13 protein-coding genes are annotated in these 14,467 nt (G+C 62.9%); 6 read left to right on the top strand and 7 right to left on the bottom strand.

Annotation, left to right across the window (positions count from 1 at the left end; translation table 11 throughout):
• Positions 1–9 precede the first annotated feature (9 nt).
• The 4 genes from chvE to araD1 form a co-directional block, all read right to left on the bottom strand.
• Positions 10–1,074: a multiple monosaccharide ABC transporter substrate-binding protein gene (gene chvE, locus QTA58_RS18530; RefSeq protein WP_085424739.1), complete on the bottom strand. Its 1,065-nt coding sequence runs from the start codon at positions 1,072–1,074 to the stop codon at positions 10–12.
• A gap of 84 nt (positions 1,075–1,158) precedes the next feature.
• Positions 1,159–3,003, bottom strand: coding sequence for an IlvD/Edd family dehydratase (locus QTA58_RS18525; RefSeq protein ID WP_289670050.1), 1,845 nt, complete (start codon positions 3,001–3,003; stop codon positions 1,159–1,161).
• Positions 3,004–3,005: 2 nt separating this feature from the next.
• Complete coding sequence (locus QTA58_RS18520) at positions 3,006–3,932, bottom strand: Gfo/Idh/MocA family oxidoreductase (protein ID WP_289670047.1); 927 nt, start codon at positions 3,930–3,932, stop codon at positions 3,006–3,008.
• 7 nt (positions 3,933–3,939) lie between these two features.
• On the bottom strand, positions 3,940–4,932 hold the full coding sequence (gene araD1, locus QTA58_RS18515) for an AraD1 family protein (RefSeq protein ID WP_289673216.1): 993 nt from the start codon (positions 4,930–4,932) through the stop codon (positions 3,940–3,942).
• Positions 4,933–5,261: 329 nt separating this feature from the next.
• Between araD1 and ytfQ the strand changes: the two genes are divergently transcribed.
• From ytfQ to QTA58_RS18490, 5 genes are all read left to right on the top strand, one after another.
• Entirely contained in the window at positions 5,262–6,221 is a 960-nt protein-coding gene (gene ytfQ / locus QTA58_RS18510; protein WP_085424741.1) for a galactofuranose ABC transporter, galactofuranose-binding protein YtfQ, read from the top strand.
• A gap of 101 nt (positions 6,222–6,322) precedes the next feature.
• On the top strand, positions 6,323–7,849 hold the full coding sequence (locus QTA58_RS18505) for a sugar ABC transporter ATP-binding protein (protein WP_289670044.1): 1,527 nt from the start codon (positions 6,323–6,325) through the stop codon (positions 7,847–7,849).
• Positions 7,849–8,883, top strand: a complete 1,035-nt coding sequence (locus QTA58_RS18500; protein ID WP_085424742.1) for an ABC transporter permease — start codon at positions 7,849–7,851, stop codon at positions 8,881–8,883. The genes QTA58_RS18505 and QTA58_RS18500 overlap by 1 nt, the downstream gene beginning before the upstream one ends.
• A complete protein-coding gene (gene yjfF / locus QTA58_RS18495; RefSeq protein ID WP_289670042.1) occupies positions 8,880–9,866 on the top strand; it encodes a galactofuranose ABC transporter, permease protein YjfF in 987 nt (328 codons plus the stop codon). Before QTA58_RS18500 ends, yjfF begins: the two co-directional genes overlap by 4 nt.
• A complete protein-coding gene (locus QTA58_RS18490; protein ID WP_289670040.1) occupies positions 9,867–10,610 on the top strand; it encodes a FadR/GntR family transcriptional regulator in 744 nt (247 codons plus the stop codon). It abuts the gene before it with no gap.
• Position 10,611: 1 nt separating this feature from the next.
• Here the strand turns inward: QTA58_RS18490 and QTA58_RS18485 are convergent, their stop codons facing one another.
• The 3 genes from QTA58_RS18485 to QTA58_RS18475 all read right to left on the bottom strand — a co-directional run bounded on the left by QTA58_RS18485 (position 10,612) and on the right by QTA58_RS18475 (position 13,413).
• Complete coding sequence (locus tag QTA58_RS18485) at positions 10,612–11,760, bottom strand: M20 family metallopeptidase (protein WP_289670039.1); 1,149 nt, start codon at positions 11,758–11,760, stop codon at positions 10,612–10,614.
• A gap of 156 nt (positions 11,761–11,916) precedes the next feature.
• On the bottom strand, positions 11,917–12,339 hold the full coding sequence (locus tag QTA58_RS18480; protein WP_085424746.1) for a heme-binding protein: 423 nt from the start codon (positions 12,337–12,339) through the stop codon (positions 11,917–11,919).
• 135 nt (positions 12,340–12,474) lie between these two features.
• Positions 12,475–13,413: a LysR substrate-binding domain-containing protein gene (locus QTA58_RS18475; RefSeq protein WP_289670036.1), complete on the bottom strand. Its 939-nt coding sequence runs from the start codon at positions 13,411–13,413 to the stop codon at positions 12,475–12,477.
• 125 nt (positions 13,414–13,538) lie between these two features.
• Here QTA58_RS18475 and QTA58_RS18470 point away from each other — a divergent pair, with 125 nt between their 5' ends.
• The gene (locus tag QTA58_RS18470) at positions 13,539–14,459 is read left to right on the top strand and encodes an ABC transporter permease (RefSeq protein ID WP_289670034.1); all 921 of its coding nucleotides are present in this window, start codon (positions 13,539–13,541) and stop codon (positions 14,457–14,459) included.
• Positions 14,460–14,467 lie beyond the last annotated feature (8 nt).

Raw genomic sequence — 14,467 nt, 5'->3', positions numbered from 1 at the left:
CGAGACAGCTTACTGGATCTGCGATTCCTGATAGTAACCGCTGTCGACCAGGACCTGCTTCCAGTTCGACTTATCGACGATGACCGGCTTCAGGAGATAGGACGGCACGACCTTCTTGCCGTTCTCATAGGTCTTGGTGTCGTTGACGGTCGGCTCCTTGCCACTCATCACGGCATCGACCATGTCGACGGTCACCTTGGCGAGATCGCGCGTGTCCTTGAAGATCGTCGAATACTGCTCGCCGGCGAGGATCGACTTGACGGACGGCACTTCCGCGTCCTGGCCGGTGACGACCGGCATCGGCATGTCGCCGCTGCCGTAGCCGACGCCCTTGAGCGAGGAGAGAATGCCGATCGAGATGCCGTCATAGGGCGAAAGCACGCCATTCAGCTTCTTGTCCGCATAGGTGGAGGACAGGATCGCGTCCATGCGGGCCTGAGCGGTAGCGCCGTCCCAGCGCAGCGTCGCAACCTTGTCCATGCCGGTCTGACCGCTGCCGACGATCAGCGTGCCCTTGTCGATCAGCGGCTGCAGCACGCTCATAGCGCCGTTGTAGAAGAAGAAGGCGTTGTTGTCGTCCGGCGAGCCGCCGAAGAGTTCGATATAGAACGGCCCCGCCTCGGTGTCCGCCTTGAGCCCCTTCACGAGCGAGGTCGCCTGCTGAACGCCGACCTGGAAGTTGTCGAAGGTCGCGTAATAATCGACATTCGGCGTGTCGCGGATCAGGCGGTCATAGGCGATGACCTTGATCTTCTGGTCGGCGGCCTGCTGCAGCACGTCCGACAGCGTCGTACCGTCGATCGAGGCGATGACGAGCACCTTGGCGCCCTTGGTGATCATGTTCTCGATCTGCGAAAGCTGGTTCGGAATGTCGTCCTCGGCATATTGCAGGTCCGTCTTGTACCCGCGTTCCTGAAGGACCTTCACCATGTTGTCGCCGTCGGCGATCCAGCGGGCCGAGGACTTGGTCGGCATGGCGACGCCGACAAGACCCTTTTCCTGGGCGCCGGCCGGCGCCGCGAAGGCCAGCCCTGCCAGCATCGCGGCGGTGGTCAGATATTTGAAGATTCGCATGACTACTCCTCCTTTGGGGCGGTCTCCCTTCGAGCCGCCGAGTTTACCTCCGAGGGCAGCCCTCCCGCCCCCGGCATGATGACGTCAGTGATTGTCGCGCGGCAGCCCGGCTGTCTGGGCGATCCGCTGATATTTGACGGCCGGCTCCAGCACCGCGCCGGTCTCCATCTGGCCGACGATGCCGCGCTGGATTTCCTGCCAGGGCGTCTGGTGCTTGGGGTAATGATAACCGCCATTCGCCTCGAAGGCCTTGCGGCGCTCCGCCAGTTCCTCGTCCGAGAGCAGGATGTTGGCCTCGCCGCGGCCGAGATCGATGCGGACCCGGTCGCCGGTTTTCAGGAGCGCGAGACCGCCGCCTGCCGCCGCTTCCGGCGAAGCATTGAGGATCGACGGACTGCCCGACGTGCCCGACTGACGGCCGTCGCCGATACAGGCGAGCGAGGTAATCCCCCGCTTCAGCAGGTAGTCCGGCGCGCGCATGTTCACGACCTCCGCCGCGCCCGGATAGCCGATCGGACCGGCGCCGCGCATGAAGAGGATCGTATGCTCGTCGATTTCGAGCGACGGATCATCGATCCGGTGGTGATAATCCTCCGGTCCGTCGAACACGACCGCCCTGCCCTCGAAGGCTTCCGGATCGGCGGGATTGGATAGGTAACGCTCGCGGAATTCCTTCGAGATGACGCTGGTCTTCATGATCGCCGAGGAGAAAAGATTGCCGCGCAGCACCCGGAAGCCGGCATGTTCCTTCAACGGCTCCTCATAGCGGCGGATGACCTTCTCGTCCTCGATGATCGCGCCGCGGCAGTTCTCGCCGATCGTCTTGCCGTTCACCGTCATGGCGTCCTCATGGATGAGGCCCTGGCGCATGAGCTGGTTGACGACGGCGGGCACGCCGCCTGCGTGGTAATAATCCTCGCCGAGATATTCGCCGGCCGGCTGCAGGTTGACGAGCAGCGGCACTTCTTCGCCATAGGTCTGCCAATCGTCGACGGTGAGCTCCACGCCGATATGACGCGCCAGCGCGTTCAGATGGATCGGCGCATTGGTGGAGCCGCCGATCGCGGAGTTGACGCGGATCGCGTTGATGAACGCCTCCCTCGTCAGGATGTCGGAAGGCTTCAGGTCCTCCTTGACCATCTCGACGATGCGCAGACCCGTGAGATAGGCAACTTCCTGACGGTCGCGGTACGGTGCAGGGATGGCCGCGGAACCGGGAAGCTGCATGCCGAGCGCTTCGGCAAGCGAGTTCATCGTCGTCGCCGTGCCCATCGTGTTGCAATAGCCGGTCGACGGAGCGGAGGATGCGACGAGCTTCACGAAGCCGGCATAGTCGATTTCGCCCTTTGCGAGCAGTTCGCGCGCCTTCCAGACGATCGTGCCGGACCCCGTGCGCTCGCCGCGGAACCAGCCGTTCAGCATCGGCCCGACCGAGAGCGCGATCGACGGGATATTGACCGTGGCCGCGGCCATGAGACAGGCGGGCGTGGTCTTGTCGCAGCCGATCGTCAGCACCACGCCGTCGAGCGGGTAACCGTAGAGGACTTCGACGAGACCGAGATAGGCAAGGTTGCGGTCAAGGCCCGCGGTGGGACGCTTGCCGGTTTCCTGGATCGGATGGACGGGAAATTCGATTGCAATGCCGCCCGCCTCGCGAATGCCCTCGCGAAGGCGCTTGGCAAGCTCCAGGTGGTGACGGTTGCAGGGAGAGAGGTCCGAGCCGGTCTGGGCGATGCCGATGATCGGCCGATCCGACTGCAGTTCCGCCTGGCTGAGGCCGAAATTCATGTAGCGTTCGAGATAGAGCGCCGTCATGTCCACATTCGCCGGATTGTCGAACCAGGCGCGGGAGCGGAGCTTTCTCACCTCCTGCCGGCGATGATCCGTTTCGGCGATCTCATTGGATGGAGCGTTCTCGGAATTGCTCATCGTCAGTCCTCAAAAGCATCTGTTTGAATGCGCCGGCCCAGCATGAAAGCGTCGGCGACATGAACCAGCGGCGAAAAATCGGCATCGCTGCGGTGGTCCGCAACCAGCGCCACGAAATCGCGGTAGAGAGTGCGGTATTCCCGGTCCTCTTCGACGATCCTTTGCACGCCGTCGACGACAAGCCGGCTGCCGCCATGGGTGAGCACGACCGGACCTTCGTCCGTTTCGACGCGGATGTCCCAGGTCTGCGGACCGGTCTGGCGCCAGTCGAATTCGGCGGAAACCGGTACGCCGCCATCCGTCTCGAAGGCGAGGTTGGCAGCGATCGGTGCGGCCCGGTTGGTTGGGAACGTCAGGTCGGAACGCGTGAGATGAAACTTTTCCGGCAGGATCCGGGTGACGATCGACAGCGCGTTGATACCCGGATCGAAGACGCCGAGACCGCCCGGCTCCCAAATCCACGCCTGCCCCGGATGCCAGTGGCGCACGTCTTCCTTCCACTCGACCGCAACGCTGCGGATTTTTCGTTTCGCGAGCAGCCCCCGCGCCGGCTCGACGGCGGCCGCAGCCCGCGAATGCCAAGTCGCAAAAAGCGTGAGGCCCTTCTCCTTGGCGAGCGCCTCAAGCGCGTAGACTTCCGACAATGTCGCGCCCGGCGGCTTTTCGAGCATCACATGCTTGCCGGCATCGAGCGCTGCCTTGGCCTGTTCGAACCGGCCCTGCGGAGGCGTACAGAGCGAAACGGCGTCGATCTCCACATCGGATGCCAGCAGGTCGCCGATCTCATGGAAGCAGCGGACACCGTCGAGCTTCGCATGGCGGCTTGCGACCGCCACGAGATCGATGCCTTCGGTCGCGTCGATGGCGCCGAGATGCTGATCCCTGGCGATCTTTCCAAGCCCGACGATGGCGAGACGGATAGGAGCCATGACCGCCTCAGAGCTTCTTGATCGTCACGGGCTTGTCCGCCGCGACGGTCAGCCGGTTGACGAGAGGCAGCTTGAAGGGCGCCGCAGAAATCTCGAAGATGTCGCCCGCTTCCGTCTTGACGCCTTCGGAGAAGGAAAGCGTCGCCGTGCCGAAGAAATGCACGTGCAAATCGCCGGGCTGGCGGAATAGCTCGTATTTGAAATTGTGATGCTCCAGGTTGGCGATCGTGTGCGACATGTTCGCCTCGCCGGACAGGAAGGGTTTTTCGAAGATCACCCTGTCACCGCGACGCACCCGGGAGGTGCCCTCCACATGGTCCGGCAGGTCGCCAACCAGGAGCTCGGGACCCAGCGATGCCTGGCGGAGCTTCGAGTGGGCGAGCCAGAGATAATTGCCCTTCTCCGTCACATGGTCGGAGAATTCATTGGCAAGACAGAAGCCGAGCCGGAAAGGCGTGCCGTCGGGGCCGATGATATAGATCGCCGCCAGTTCCGGCTCCTCGCCGCCATCAAGCGCAAAGGCCGGCGACACGAGGTCTTCGCCGGTCGCGCGAAGCTGCGAGCCATTGCCTTTATAGAACCATTCCGGCTGAACGCCGGCCTCGCCCGGTTTCGGCTTGCCGCCTTCGACGCCCATCAGGAACATGCGCATGGAATCGGTCGGCTTCTCGGCAGCCTGAGCCGCCTTATGCATCTTGTCGCGCCCGTCGGCCGAACCGAGATGGGTGAGCCCCGTGCCGGCAACGATAAAATGCGCCACGTCCGGATGGGTGATCGGCAAAAGGAGACGTCCCTCGTCCGCAGCCTTTTCGAGATCGACCGGATCACCGAGGCCTGCCGCTTCGATCCGCTGAGCCAGGGTCTGGCCGGCCGCGATCGCTTGTTTGGCAAGGTCATAGGTGGAAGAAACGCCATTCACCGCGCGTGCCGGGTTTTCCCCATCCCACGCAACGACCTGCAACCGGCCGGCATCGTCCCTAACCTGAAGAATTCGCAACATCGACATCGTCATCCAAATGCTTCCGTATCCATATGGCGCACTGCGCAGCCACACAGCTCCTCCCGTCGGAACCATTCAAGCTCGACGCGGCATTAATACGACTATTGGATTGCGATCATGCTTGTCAAGAACGAGAAAACAGCCTCTCCAAGGGGATCGACACCGTTTGCGACATCGTCCAACAAATTGTATTAATTACATTATTTTCATGAAAGACTCGATAGCCACGTGTATTTTTGGGCTTCGCCGAAATTATCGCTTGAAAAAGTATTATTATATGCCAATCCTGCCGGTGTCAGTTCGTTTTCTCATCTCTGGGAGGATTTAAGATGAAAAGAACACTCGCGGCGGCAACGGTTGCTTTTGCCGTATCCCTAGCTTCAGGCGTTTCCGCTCAATCGCTTACGGTCGGTTTTTCGCAAATCGGTTCCGAATCCGGCTGGCGCGCCGCCGAAACGACCGTCACCAAGCAGGAGGCGGAAAAGCGTGGCGTGAACCTGAAATTCGCCGATGCGCAGCAGAAGCAGGAAAACCAGATCAAAGCGATCCGCGGTTTCATCGCGCAGGGCGTCGATGCGATCCTCGTGGCGCCGGTCGTCGCCACCGGATGGGATGCGGTCCTGAAGGAAGCCAAGGAAGAGAATATCCCGGTCATCCTGCTCGATCGCGAGATCGAATCGCCGAAGGATCTCTATCTGACGGCCGTCACCTCCGATCAGGTCTTCGAAGGCAAGGTCGCGGGCGACTGGCTGGTCAAGGAGATCGGCTCGAAGGACTGCAAGGTGATGGAGCTTCAGGGCACGACCGGTTCCTCGCCCGCCATCAACCGCAAGAAGGGCTTCGAGCAGGCGATCGCCTCGCATCCCAACATCAAGATCGCCCGCTCGCAGACCGGCGACTTCACCCGCACCAAGGGCAAGGAAGTCATGGAGAGCTTCATCAAGGCGGAAGGCGGCGGCAAGGACATCTGTGCGGTCTACGCCCATAACGACGACATGGCCGTCGGAGCCATCCAGGCGATCAAGGAAGCCGGCCTGAAGCCCGGCACCGACATCAAGATCGTCTCGATCGACGCCGTGCCGGACATCTTTCAGGCAATGGCCAAGGGCGAAGCCAATGCAACGGTGGAACTGACCCCCAACATGGCCGGCCCCGCCTTCGATGTGCTTGAAGCTTACCTCAAGGACAAGAAGGAACCGCCGAAGTGGATCCAGACCGAATCCAAGCTCTACACGGCTGCCGATGACCCGATGAAGGTCTACGAAGCCAAGAAGGGCCTCGGCTACTAACCTCCCGCCGCCCGGCCGCTCCTCAACTCGGCCGGGCAAACTCAGCAACCGGAGCGGAGCCCCCTTGCCGCTCCGGTTCTTCGACAGATGCGGGATTGAACATGACGGATTCCACCTCACTCCTGGAAGCCCGGGGCATCGGCAAGGCCTTCCTCGGCATCACCGCGCTGGACAATGTCGATTTCACGCTGGAACGCGGCGAAATCCATGCACTGCTCGGTGAAAACGGCGCAGGCAAGTCGACGTTGATCAAGATCCTGACCGGCGTCTACACCCGCGATCACGGAACGATGCGCCTCGACGGCGTCGAGGTCACTCCGGCCAGCGTGGCGGAAGCCCAGGCGCTCGGCATCGGCACGGTCTACCAGGAGGTCAACCTGCTGGAAAACCTGACGGTGGCGGAAAACCTCTTCCTCGGCCGTCAGCCGCGCAAGTTGGGCCTGATCGACCGCCGCGAGATGCGGCGGCGTTCGAAGGCCCTGCTTGCCCGCTACGGCCTCGACATCGATGTCGACGCCCTGCTCTCATCATACTCCGTCGCCATCCGCCAGATCGTCGCGATCGCCCGCGCGGTCGACCTCTCCGGCAAGGTGCTGGTACTCGACGAACCGACCGCCAGCCTCGATACGCACGAAGTGGAGATGCTGTTCTCCGTATTGCGGCGGCTGCGTGAGGACGGTCTCGGCATCATCATCATCACCCACTTCCTCAATCAGGTCTATGCCGTTGCCGATCGCGTCACGGTCCTGCGCAATGGCAGGCTCGTCGGCACGCGAAGGCTCTCTGAACTGCCCCGTCTGGAACTGATCTCGATGATGCTCGGCCGCGAGTTGCAGCACATCACCCGGGAACATCAGGCCCAGGAGGAGACGGTGGCCGACACCGCCGAGGCGCCTATCCGTTTCGCGGGCTACGGCAAACGCGGCAGCGTCGCTCCTTTCGATCTCGACATCCGCCCCGGAGAGGTGGTCGGCATTGCCGGCCTGCTCGGCTCCGGCCGCACGGAAACCGCCTTCCTCCTCTTCGGCATCGACCGAGCCGACAGCGGAACCGCCAGCGTCGACAATCAGGACATTGCCCTTTCTTCGCCGGAGGCGGCGATCGCCAAGGGTTTCGGCTTCTGTCCGGAAGAGCGCAAGACGGACGGCATCATCGGCGACTTCTCGGTCGCCGACAACATCGCGCTCGCGCTGCAGGCGCGCCAGGGCTGGGCAAAACCGATCTCCTCGCGCGAAAAGCGGTCGCTGGCGGAGAACTTCATCAAGTCGCTCGACATCCGTCCCGCAGATACGGAGCGGCCGATCAAATTCCTCTCCGGCGGCAATCAGCAGAAGGCGATCCTCGCCCGCTGGCTGGCGACCGAACCGCGGCTTCTGATCCTTGACGAACCCACTCGCGGCATCGACATCGGGGCGCATGCGGAAATCCTGAAGATGATCGAGCGTCTCTGCACCGAGGGCATGTCGCTGGTCGTCATCTCCTCCGAGTTGGAGGAACTCACGGCCGTCGCCCATCGGGTGATCGTGCTTTCCGACCGCCGCCATGTCGCGGAACTGTCGGGCGATCAGGTGACGGCCGACAATATCATGCAGGCGATCGCCGCATCCGCCCGCACGGAGGCCGCGTGATGAACCGCATTACCCGCCGCCTCAAACGCCTCGCGCCCCAGCTCATCGCGCTCGCCATCATCCTGGCGCTGATCACCGCCATCGCGCCGGGCTTCCTGACGGTCTCCGTTCAGAATGGCCGTCTTTACGGCAGCCTGATCGATATTCTGGTGCGTGCCGCACCTGTCGCCTTGCTGACCATCGGCATGACGCTGGTGATCGCCACGCGCGGCATCGACCTCTCGATCGGCGCTGTGATCGCCATTTGCGGCGCAGTTGCCGCAACGCTGATCAGCAAGGATTACCCGTTATCGGCCGTCATCCTGATCTCGCTTGGCGTCGGTCTCCTATGCGGGCTCTGGAACGGCGTGCTGGTGGCGATTCTCGACATTCAGCCGATCATCGCCACACTGATCCTGATGGTGGCCGGCCGCGGCATCGCGCAGCTCATCACCGAAGGGGTCATCCTCACCTTCAACGACGATACGTTCGCGGCCCTTGGCTCCGGCTCGTTCGCGGGCATTCCGGTCCCGATCTATCTCTGGGCCGGCGCCGGCCTGGCCGTCGGGTTGCTGGTGCGCCGCTCGGCGCTCGGCTTCCTCATCGAGGCGACCGGGATAAACCGCCGCGCCGCGACGCTCGCCGGCGTTCGCGCCCGTTTCCTTCTCTTCTTCGTCTACGCGGTCTCCGGCATCTGCGCCGCCATCGCCGGCCTGATCGTCACCGCCGACATCCGCGGCGCCGACGCCAACAATGCGGGCCTCTGGCTGGAGCTCGACGCCATCCTCGCGGTGGTGATCGGCGGCACGTCGCTGAACGGCGGACGCTTTTCGATCGCAGCCTCGCTGATCGGCGCGCTGATCATCCAGTCGATCAATACCGGCATCCTGGTTTCCGGTTTCCCGCCGGAATTCAATCTCATCATCAAGGCGGGCATCATCATCATTGTGTTGACGCTCCAGTCGCCGGCGATTTTCTCGCTGTTCCATTTCCTCAAACCGGCCAGCCGACGGCCGGAAACCGTGACCAAAAAGGCGGAAGGAACGGCGCGATGATCCACAGCCGCAACCTGCCATTCGTAACGACGCTCGCTATCCTGATCATCGCCTATGCGCTCTGCGTGCTGCAGTTCCCGAACATGCTGTCGACACGGGTGATCGGCAATCTGCTCACCGATAACGCCTTTCTCGGCATTGCCGCAGTCGGCATGACCTTCGTGATCCTCTCGGGCGGCATCGACCTGTCGATCGGGTCCGTGATTGCCTTCACCAGCGTTTTCGTGGCGGTCATGGTCGGCACGCTCGGCGTCCACCCTCTCATCGCGTTTGCCGCCGTTCTCGTCATCTCGACGCTCTTCGGCTGCCTGATGGGAGCGATGATCCGCTATCTCGGCATCCCGCCTTTCGTGGTGACGCTTGCCGGCATGTTCCTCGCCCGCGGCGCCGCTTACCTGATCTCCACCGAATCCGTGCCGATCTCCCACCCGATGATCGATGCGATCCAGGGCTTCTATTTCCGCTTCCCCGGCGGCGGCCGTCTGACGGCGCTCGCCATGCTGATGCTGCTGGTCTTCATCGTCGGCGCCTTCGTCGCCGGCCGCACACGCTTCGGCGCCAATGTCTATGCGATCGGCGGCAACCAGCAATCCGCCGAGCTGATGGGCGTCCCGGTCGGCTCCACGACCGTCGGCATCTATGCGCTGTCCGGCTTCCTGTCCGGCCTCGCCGGCATCGCCTATACGCTCTACACCTCGTCCGGTTATTCGCTTGCGACCGTCGGCGTCGAGCTCGATGCGATCGCCGCCGTCGTCATCGGCGGCACTTTGCTCACCGGCGGCGTCGGCCTCATCGCCGGCACGTTCGTCGGCATCCTGATCCAGGGGCTGATCCAGACCTACATCGTCTTCGACGGCACGTTGTCGTCCTGGTGGACAAAAATCGTCATCGGCATCCTGCTCTTCGTCTTCATCGTATTGCAGCGCGGCATCATCTGGTATTCAAACAGGAAATTGGCCGAGGGCCGGCTGAAGGAGGTTTGATTGGGTCTTCTGGAGACGACGATCAGTGGACGAAAGCGCCGCAGCAACCACGCGCATGTGGTCGCCGAGCTCGGCCGCGGGATCGTGTCCGGCAAGATACCCGAAGGCTCGCTGCTGCCTGGCGATGCGGAGCTTTCGGCCCGTTTCGGCGTCTCCCGAACGGTCTTGCGCGAGTCGATGAAGACGCTTGCCGCCAAACGGCTGGTCGAGCCCAAAGCGAAAGTCGGCACCCGCGTGCTGGACAAGGCGAGCTGGAACTTCTTCGATTCCGATGTGCTCGGCTGGCGATTCGAATCCGGCCTCGACTTCGAGTTCATCGAACATCTCGCCGAGATGCGCATGGCATTGGAGCCGGCGGCGGCGGCGGCGGCGGCAATACGGGCCACCAGCGACGACATCGTCGCGCTTTATGCGATCGCCGCAAGGTTCGACGATCTCTCGCACACGCCGGAAACCATCGCCAAGGTGGACCTGGAATTCCACCTCGCCATCGCGCGCATGTCAGGCAATCCCTTCATGCGCTCGGCGAGTGCGCTGATCGAGGCGGCGCTGGCAATCTCCTTCCAGCTCTCCTCGCCGGCGGCTTCGCCCGAAAAGATCGAGGAAGTCGCCTCCAACCACCTCAGGATCACGCATGCGATCGCCTCGCGAGATCCGCAGAAGGCAATCGCGGCGATGCGCCACGTCATCGACGTCGGCAAGAGCCGCATCCGCACCTCGCTGGATGTGAAGCTGCCGGTCTGAGCTATCTTGCTTCCAGCGAGACCATGAGGTTGGCGAGAAGCGCCGTGCGCGGTGCGATGCTGCTCAAGAAGACATGCTCGTTGAAGGTATGCGGTCCGGCGCCGTCCGCTCCCAGTCCATCGAGCGTCGGCACGCCGAGCGCCGCCGTGAAATTGCCGTCCGATCCGCCGCCGGTCGCCATGCCTTCGAGCGCGATGCCGAGACCCGCCGCTATCTCCGCTGCCGCATCGAACAAACGTTTGCCCTCTTCCGATTGCGCGAAAGGCGGACGGTTCATCTGGCCGACGATCTCGAAGGTGATGTCCGGATCGACCGGCCTCATCGCTTCGATCCTGCCGGTGATCTCGGCGGCGATCTTGTCGTCCGGCACACGCACATCGACCTGCAGCCGGCATTCCGCAGGCACCGTATTGCGGCCGGTGCCGCCCTGGATAGTGCCGACCGTGACGGTGACGCCGCGCTCGGTATCGTTGAGCGCCTCCAGCTCCAGCACCAGGCGGGCGGCGGCGCGGATGGCGCTGCGTCCGTCCTGCGGCCTTGCGCCCGCATGCGCCGCACGTCCCCGAACGGTGACGTCGTACATGGCCACACCCTTGCGGGCGGTGACGACCTTGCCGCCGTCTCGGGCGGGCTCGACCACCAGCGTGTAGCCCGCATTCTTCGCCGCCTCCTCCATGAAGGCGCGCGAGGAAAGGCTGCCCATCTCCTCGTCCGGCACGAAGATCAGATCGATCGGCATCCTGGTGCCTCGCCTGACGGCAAGTTTCATCGCTTCGAGCGCCATCAGCGCGCCGGACTTCATGTCGTATATGCCGGGACCATAGAGCTTGTCGCCTTCCTGCCGCAGCTGAAGCCGATCGTTGATGACGCCGACAGCATGCACCGTATCGAGATGCGCGAGGATCAATACGGTCTTCTCATTGCTGCCGGCCGGGCGCGGCGAACGCAGCGCCAGGATGTCGCCGAAACCGAGCGTGCCCGGCAAACGTTCCGTCTCAAGCCCCGCCTCCCTGCCCAGAACCTCGACACGGTCGGCAAGCCGGTTGACGGCGGCGGCATCCAGCGTCGGGGTCTCGATCTCGACCCAGCGCTTCAGCTCCTCGATGAGAGCCTTGGCGTCGATATCGTTGGCGGAAACGGCAAGCGTCATGGGAAATAACCTTGGACATGTTCGGGCGGGCGAAGAAGATACCGCAGGGCCGCGGCCCGGCCACTATAGTGAGCCGGGCAAGGATCGCCATACCTGCTGCGTGGGAATCAGGGGAAATTTCCCTGCCTCTGAGGAGGCGTCACCCGTCGCCCCGAATCAGAGAGATTTCAGGAAGAAATCGATGCCGGCCTGGGCGCATTCGGCGTCCTGCGCCGGCGTGCCGGAGCTGAGGCCGATGCCGCCCACGACCTCGCCGTCGACGATCACCGGCAAACCGCCTGCGACGACGAGAAGGCGGCCGCCGATCGCGGAATTGATGCCGTAGGCCGGGCTGCCCGGCTGGCTGGCGACGCCGTAGCTTTCCGTCGTGCGTTTCGCGCCGGCGGCCGTATAGGCCTTGTCCTGGGCGATGATCGAGCTGGTGATCTTGCCGCCGTCCATGCGTTCGAAGGCGATGAGCTGGCCGGATTCGTCGGTCACCGCAATGCACATCGGCACGCCGATCTCCTCTGCCTTGGCGCGGGCGCCCGCTATCAGCACGCGCGCATCCTCAAGGCTCAAACGCTTGATCGTCAGCATGGATTCTCCTTCCGATTCACAATATCCGCTGGTATCGATTCGCATCAGCCTATGCCAGAAAACCAGCCTGCCTGATACGCCGCATCGCGCAAAAGCGGGGAATTTTCGCCCGCGCCGCCGCTCCGCGCCGTGTTTTCAGACGGGCTCGAAGTGACTGCTGCGGATGAAGCTATTGCCGGCCTCCGCCATCACCCGCTGCGTCGTTTCCAGGAAATCGAGCACGATCTTGGACTTCTCCTCCGCCTGCCAGGCGACCAGCAGCTCGACTTCCGCCGGGATATCCGGAAGCGGCCGGTAGACGAGATAGGGGCTAGGATTGTGCGCCAGCCATGAGGGCGCGACTGCGATGCCGACGCCTGCCGCGACAAGCGTTCCTATCGCCAGCGTATGCGAGACTTCCTGCGCAATGACCGGGTAGACGCCGGCACGGCGCAGCGCATCCATGATCGCGTGGTAATAACTGGCTCCCACGGTCGGCGCATAGGTGATGATCGGTTCGCCGGCAAAATCCTTCACCGTCAGATCGCTTTTCCCGGCCAACCGGTGATCCCTCGGCAGAACCGCGACGAAGCCTTCCTTGAGAATATGCTCGGTCTTCAGGAAACCCGCCGGATTGGTCGGGCGGATGAACGCCACCTGTATCTTGCCGCTTTGCAGGAGCTCGAGCTGCTGGGCGGTGCCGAGCACCTGCACGTCGACGGTCATCGCCGGGTAGCGTTTCCGGAACTGCGAAATGACCGGCGGCAGGACGTGCGATAGCGCCACATGCACGCCGCTGACGTAAATCGTTCCGCTGTCCTCGCCGGAAATGGAACGGGTATGCGTGACCGCCCGGTCGATGCCCCCTAGGATCTCCTGCGCATGACGCAGGAAGATCTCGCCGGCCGGCGTGAGCTTCACGCGACGCGTGGTGCGACGGAAAAGCCTGGTGCCCAGCCTCTCCTCGAGCTGGCGGATCTGCTGGCTGAGCGGAGCCTGCGCCATGCCGAGCTTGTCTGCCGCGCGGCTGAAATGCAGCTCTTCCGCAACGCAGGCGAAATAATGGAGGTGACGAAATTCAATGCCGTATTTCATATCTGCAACATATCAATGCTCCAGCGATTTTGTAATAGATTACAATTTATTCCCGTGATTAGCTTTCAAAAAAACGACATAAAAATTGGAACAGCTGGGCCTGTCGGCCCTGAAACGGGGCGTTCATGACGCGTTTCTGGTTGCTGAAGATCCTGCGGACCGTATTTACGCTCTGGTTCGTGGTGACTTTCACATTCGTGGTTCTGAGAACGTCGGGCGATCCGGTGGTAGCACTTGTCGGCGCCGACGCCACGCCGGAGGAAATCGAGCAGTTCCGCGCGCTCTGGCGTCTCGATGATCCGCTCTGGGTCCAATACGTCCGTTACGTCATGCAGATGGCGACCGGCCAGTTCGGCATCTCCTACCGCGACGGCCGCGAAGTGATCGACATCATCGCGGAACGCGTGCCGTGGACGCTGATGCTCGGCCTGTTCTCCTATATCGGCGCGATCCTGATCGGCGTGCCGGCCGGCATCGTCGCCGCCATCAAGCGCGGCTCGACCTTCGACAACCTGATCATGGCGACCGCCGTCTTCGGCTTCGCGCTGCCGAACTTCTTCCTCGGCATTCTCATGATCCTGCTCTTTTCGCTGAGCCTGCAATGGCTGCCGAGTTCCGGTACGGGCACCGTCTGGCACCTCATCATGCCGGCGGTCACTTTGGCGACCTTCACGGCCGGCACGCTTGCCCGCTTTACCAGGTCGGCCATGCTGGAAGTGCTCGACAAGCTTTATATCCGGGCCGCGGCGGCCAAGGGCGTCGGCTATTGGAAACGCGTCATCCTGCATGCGCTTCCCAATGCCAGCATTCCCCTCGTCACCATCATCGGCCTCAATCTCGGCGAACTGATCGGCGGGGCGATCGTGGTCGAGACGGTGTTTGCCTGGCCGGGCATCGGCCGCCTTCTGGTGACAGCCGTTTCCTCGCGCGATCTCGCGGTCGTGCAGGGCCTGGTCCTCATCATGGCCGTCACCATGGTTCTGGCCAACCTCGTGGTCGACCTGCTCTACGGCCTGCTCGACCCGCGCATCCGCGTGCAGAACTGAGGACAGGC

This window comes from Neorhizobium sp. CSC1952 (assembly GCF_030378245.1).
GTDB lineage: Bacteria > Pseudomonadota > Alphaproteobacteria > Rhizobiales > Rhizobiaceae > Neorhizobium > Neorhizobium oryzae_A.
The sequence above is the reverse complement of the archived record's forward strand: the minus strand, read 5'-3'. Positions and strand labels throughout refer to the sequence as shown.

Coding starts and splice junctions, on each gene's coding strand:
- chvE (WP_085424739.1), bottom strand. CDS start 1,074: ATGCGAATCTTCAAATATCTGACCACCGCCGCGATGCTGGCAGGGCTG.
- QTA58_RS18470 (WP_289670034.1), top strand. CDS start 13,539: ATGACGCGTTTCTGGTTGCTGAAGATCCTGCGGACCGTATTTACGCTC.
- QTA58_RS18505 (WP_289670044.1), top strand. CDS start 6,323: ATGACGGATTCCACCTCACTCCTGGAAGCCCGGGGCATCGGCAAGGCC.
- QTA58_RS18480 (WP_085424746.1), bottom strand. CDS start 12,339: ATGCTGACGATCAAGCGTTTGAGCCTTGAGGATGCGCGCGTGCTGATA.
- QTA58_RS18525 (WP_289670050.1), bottom strand. CDS start 3,003: ATGAGCAATTCCGAGAACGCTCCATCCAATGAGATCGCCGAAACGGAT.
- QTA58_RS18500 (WP_085424742.1), top strand. CDS start 7,849: ATGAACCGCATTACCCGCCGCCTCAAACGCCTCGCGCCCCAGCTCATC.
- QTA58_RS18520 (WP_289670047.1), bottom strand. CDS start 3,932: ATGGCTCCTATCCGTCTCGCCATCGTCGGGCTTGGAAAGATCGCCAGG.
- araD1 (WP_289673216.1), bottom strand. CDS start 4,932: ATGTTGCGAATTCTTCAGGTTAGGGACGATGCCGGCCGGTTGCAGGTC.
- ytfQ (WP_085424741.1), top strand. CDS start 5,262: ATGAAAAGAACACTCGCGGCGGCAACGGTTGCTTTTGCCGTATCCCTA.
- QTA58_RS18485 (WP_289670039.1), bottom strand. CDS start 11,760: ATGACGCTTGCCGTTTCCGCCAACGATATCGACGCCAAGGCTCTCATC.
- QTA58_RS18475 (WP_289670036.1), bottom strand. CDS start 13,413: ATGAAATACGGCATTGAATTTCGTCACCTCCATTATTTCGCCTGCGTT.
- yjfF (WP_289670042.1), top strand. CDS start 8,880: ATGATCCACAGCCGCAACCTGCCATTCGTAACGACGCTCGCTATCCTG.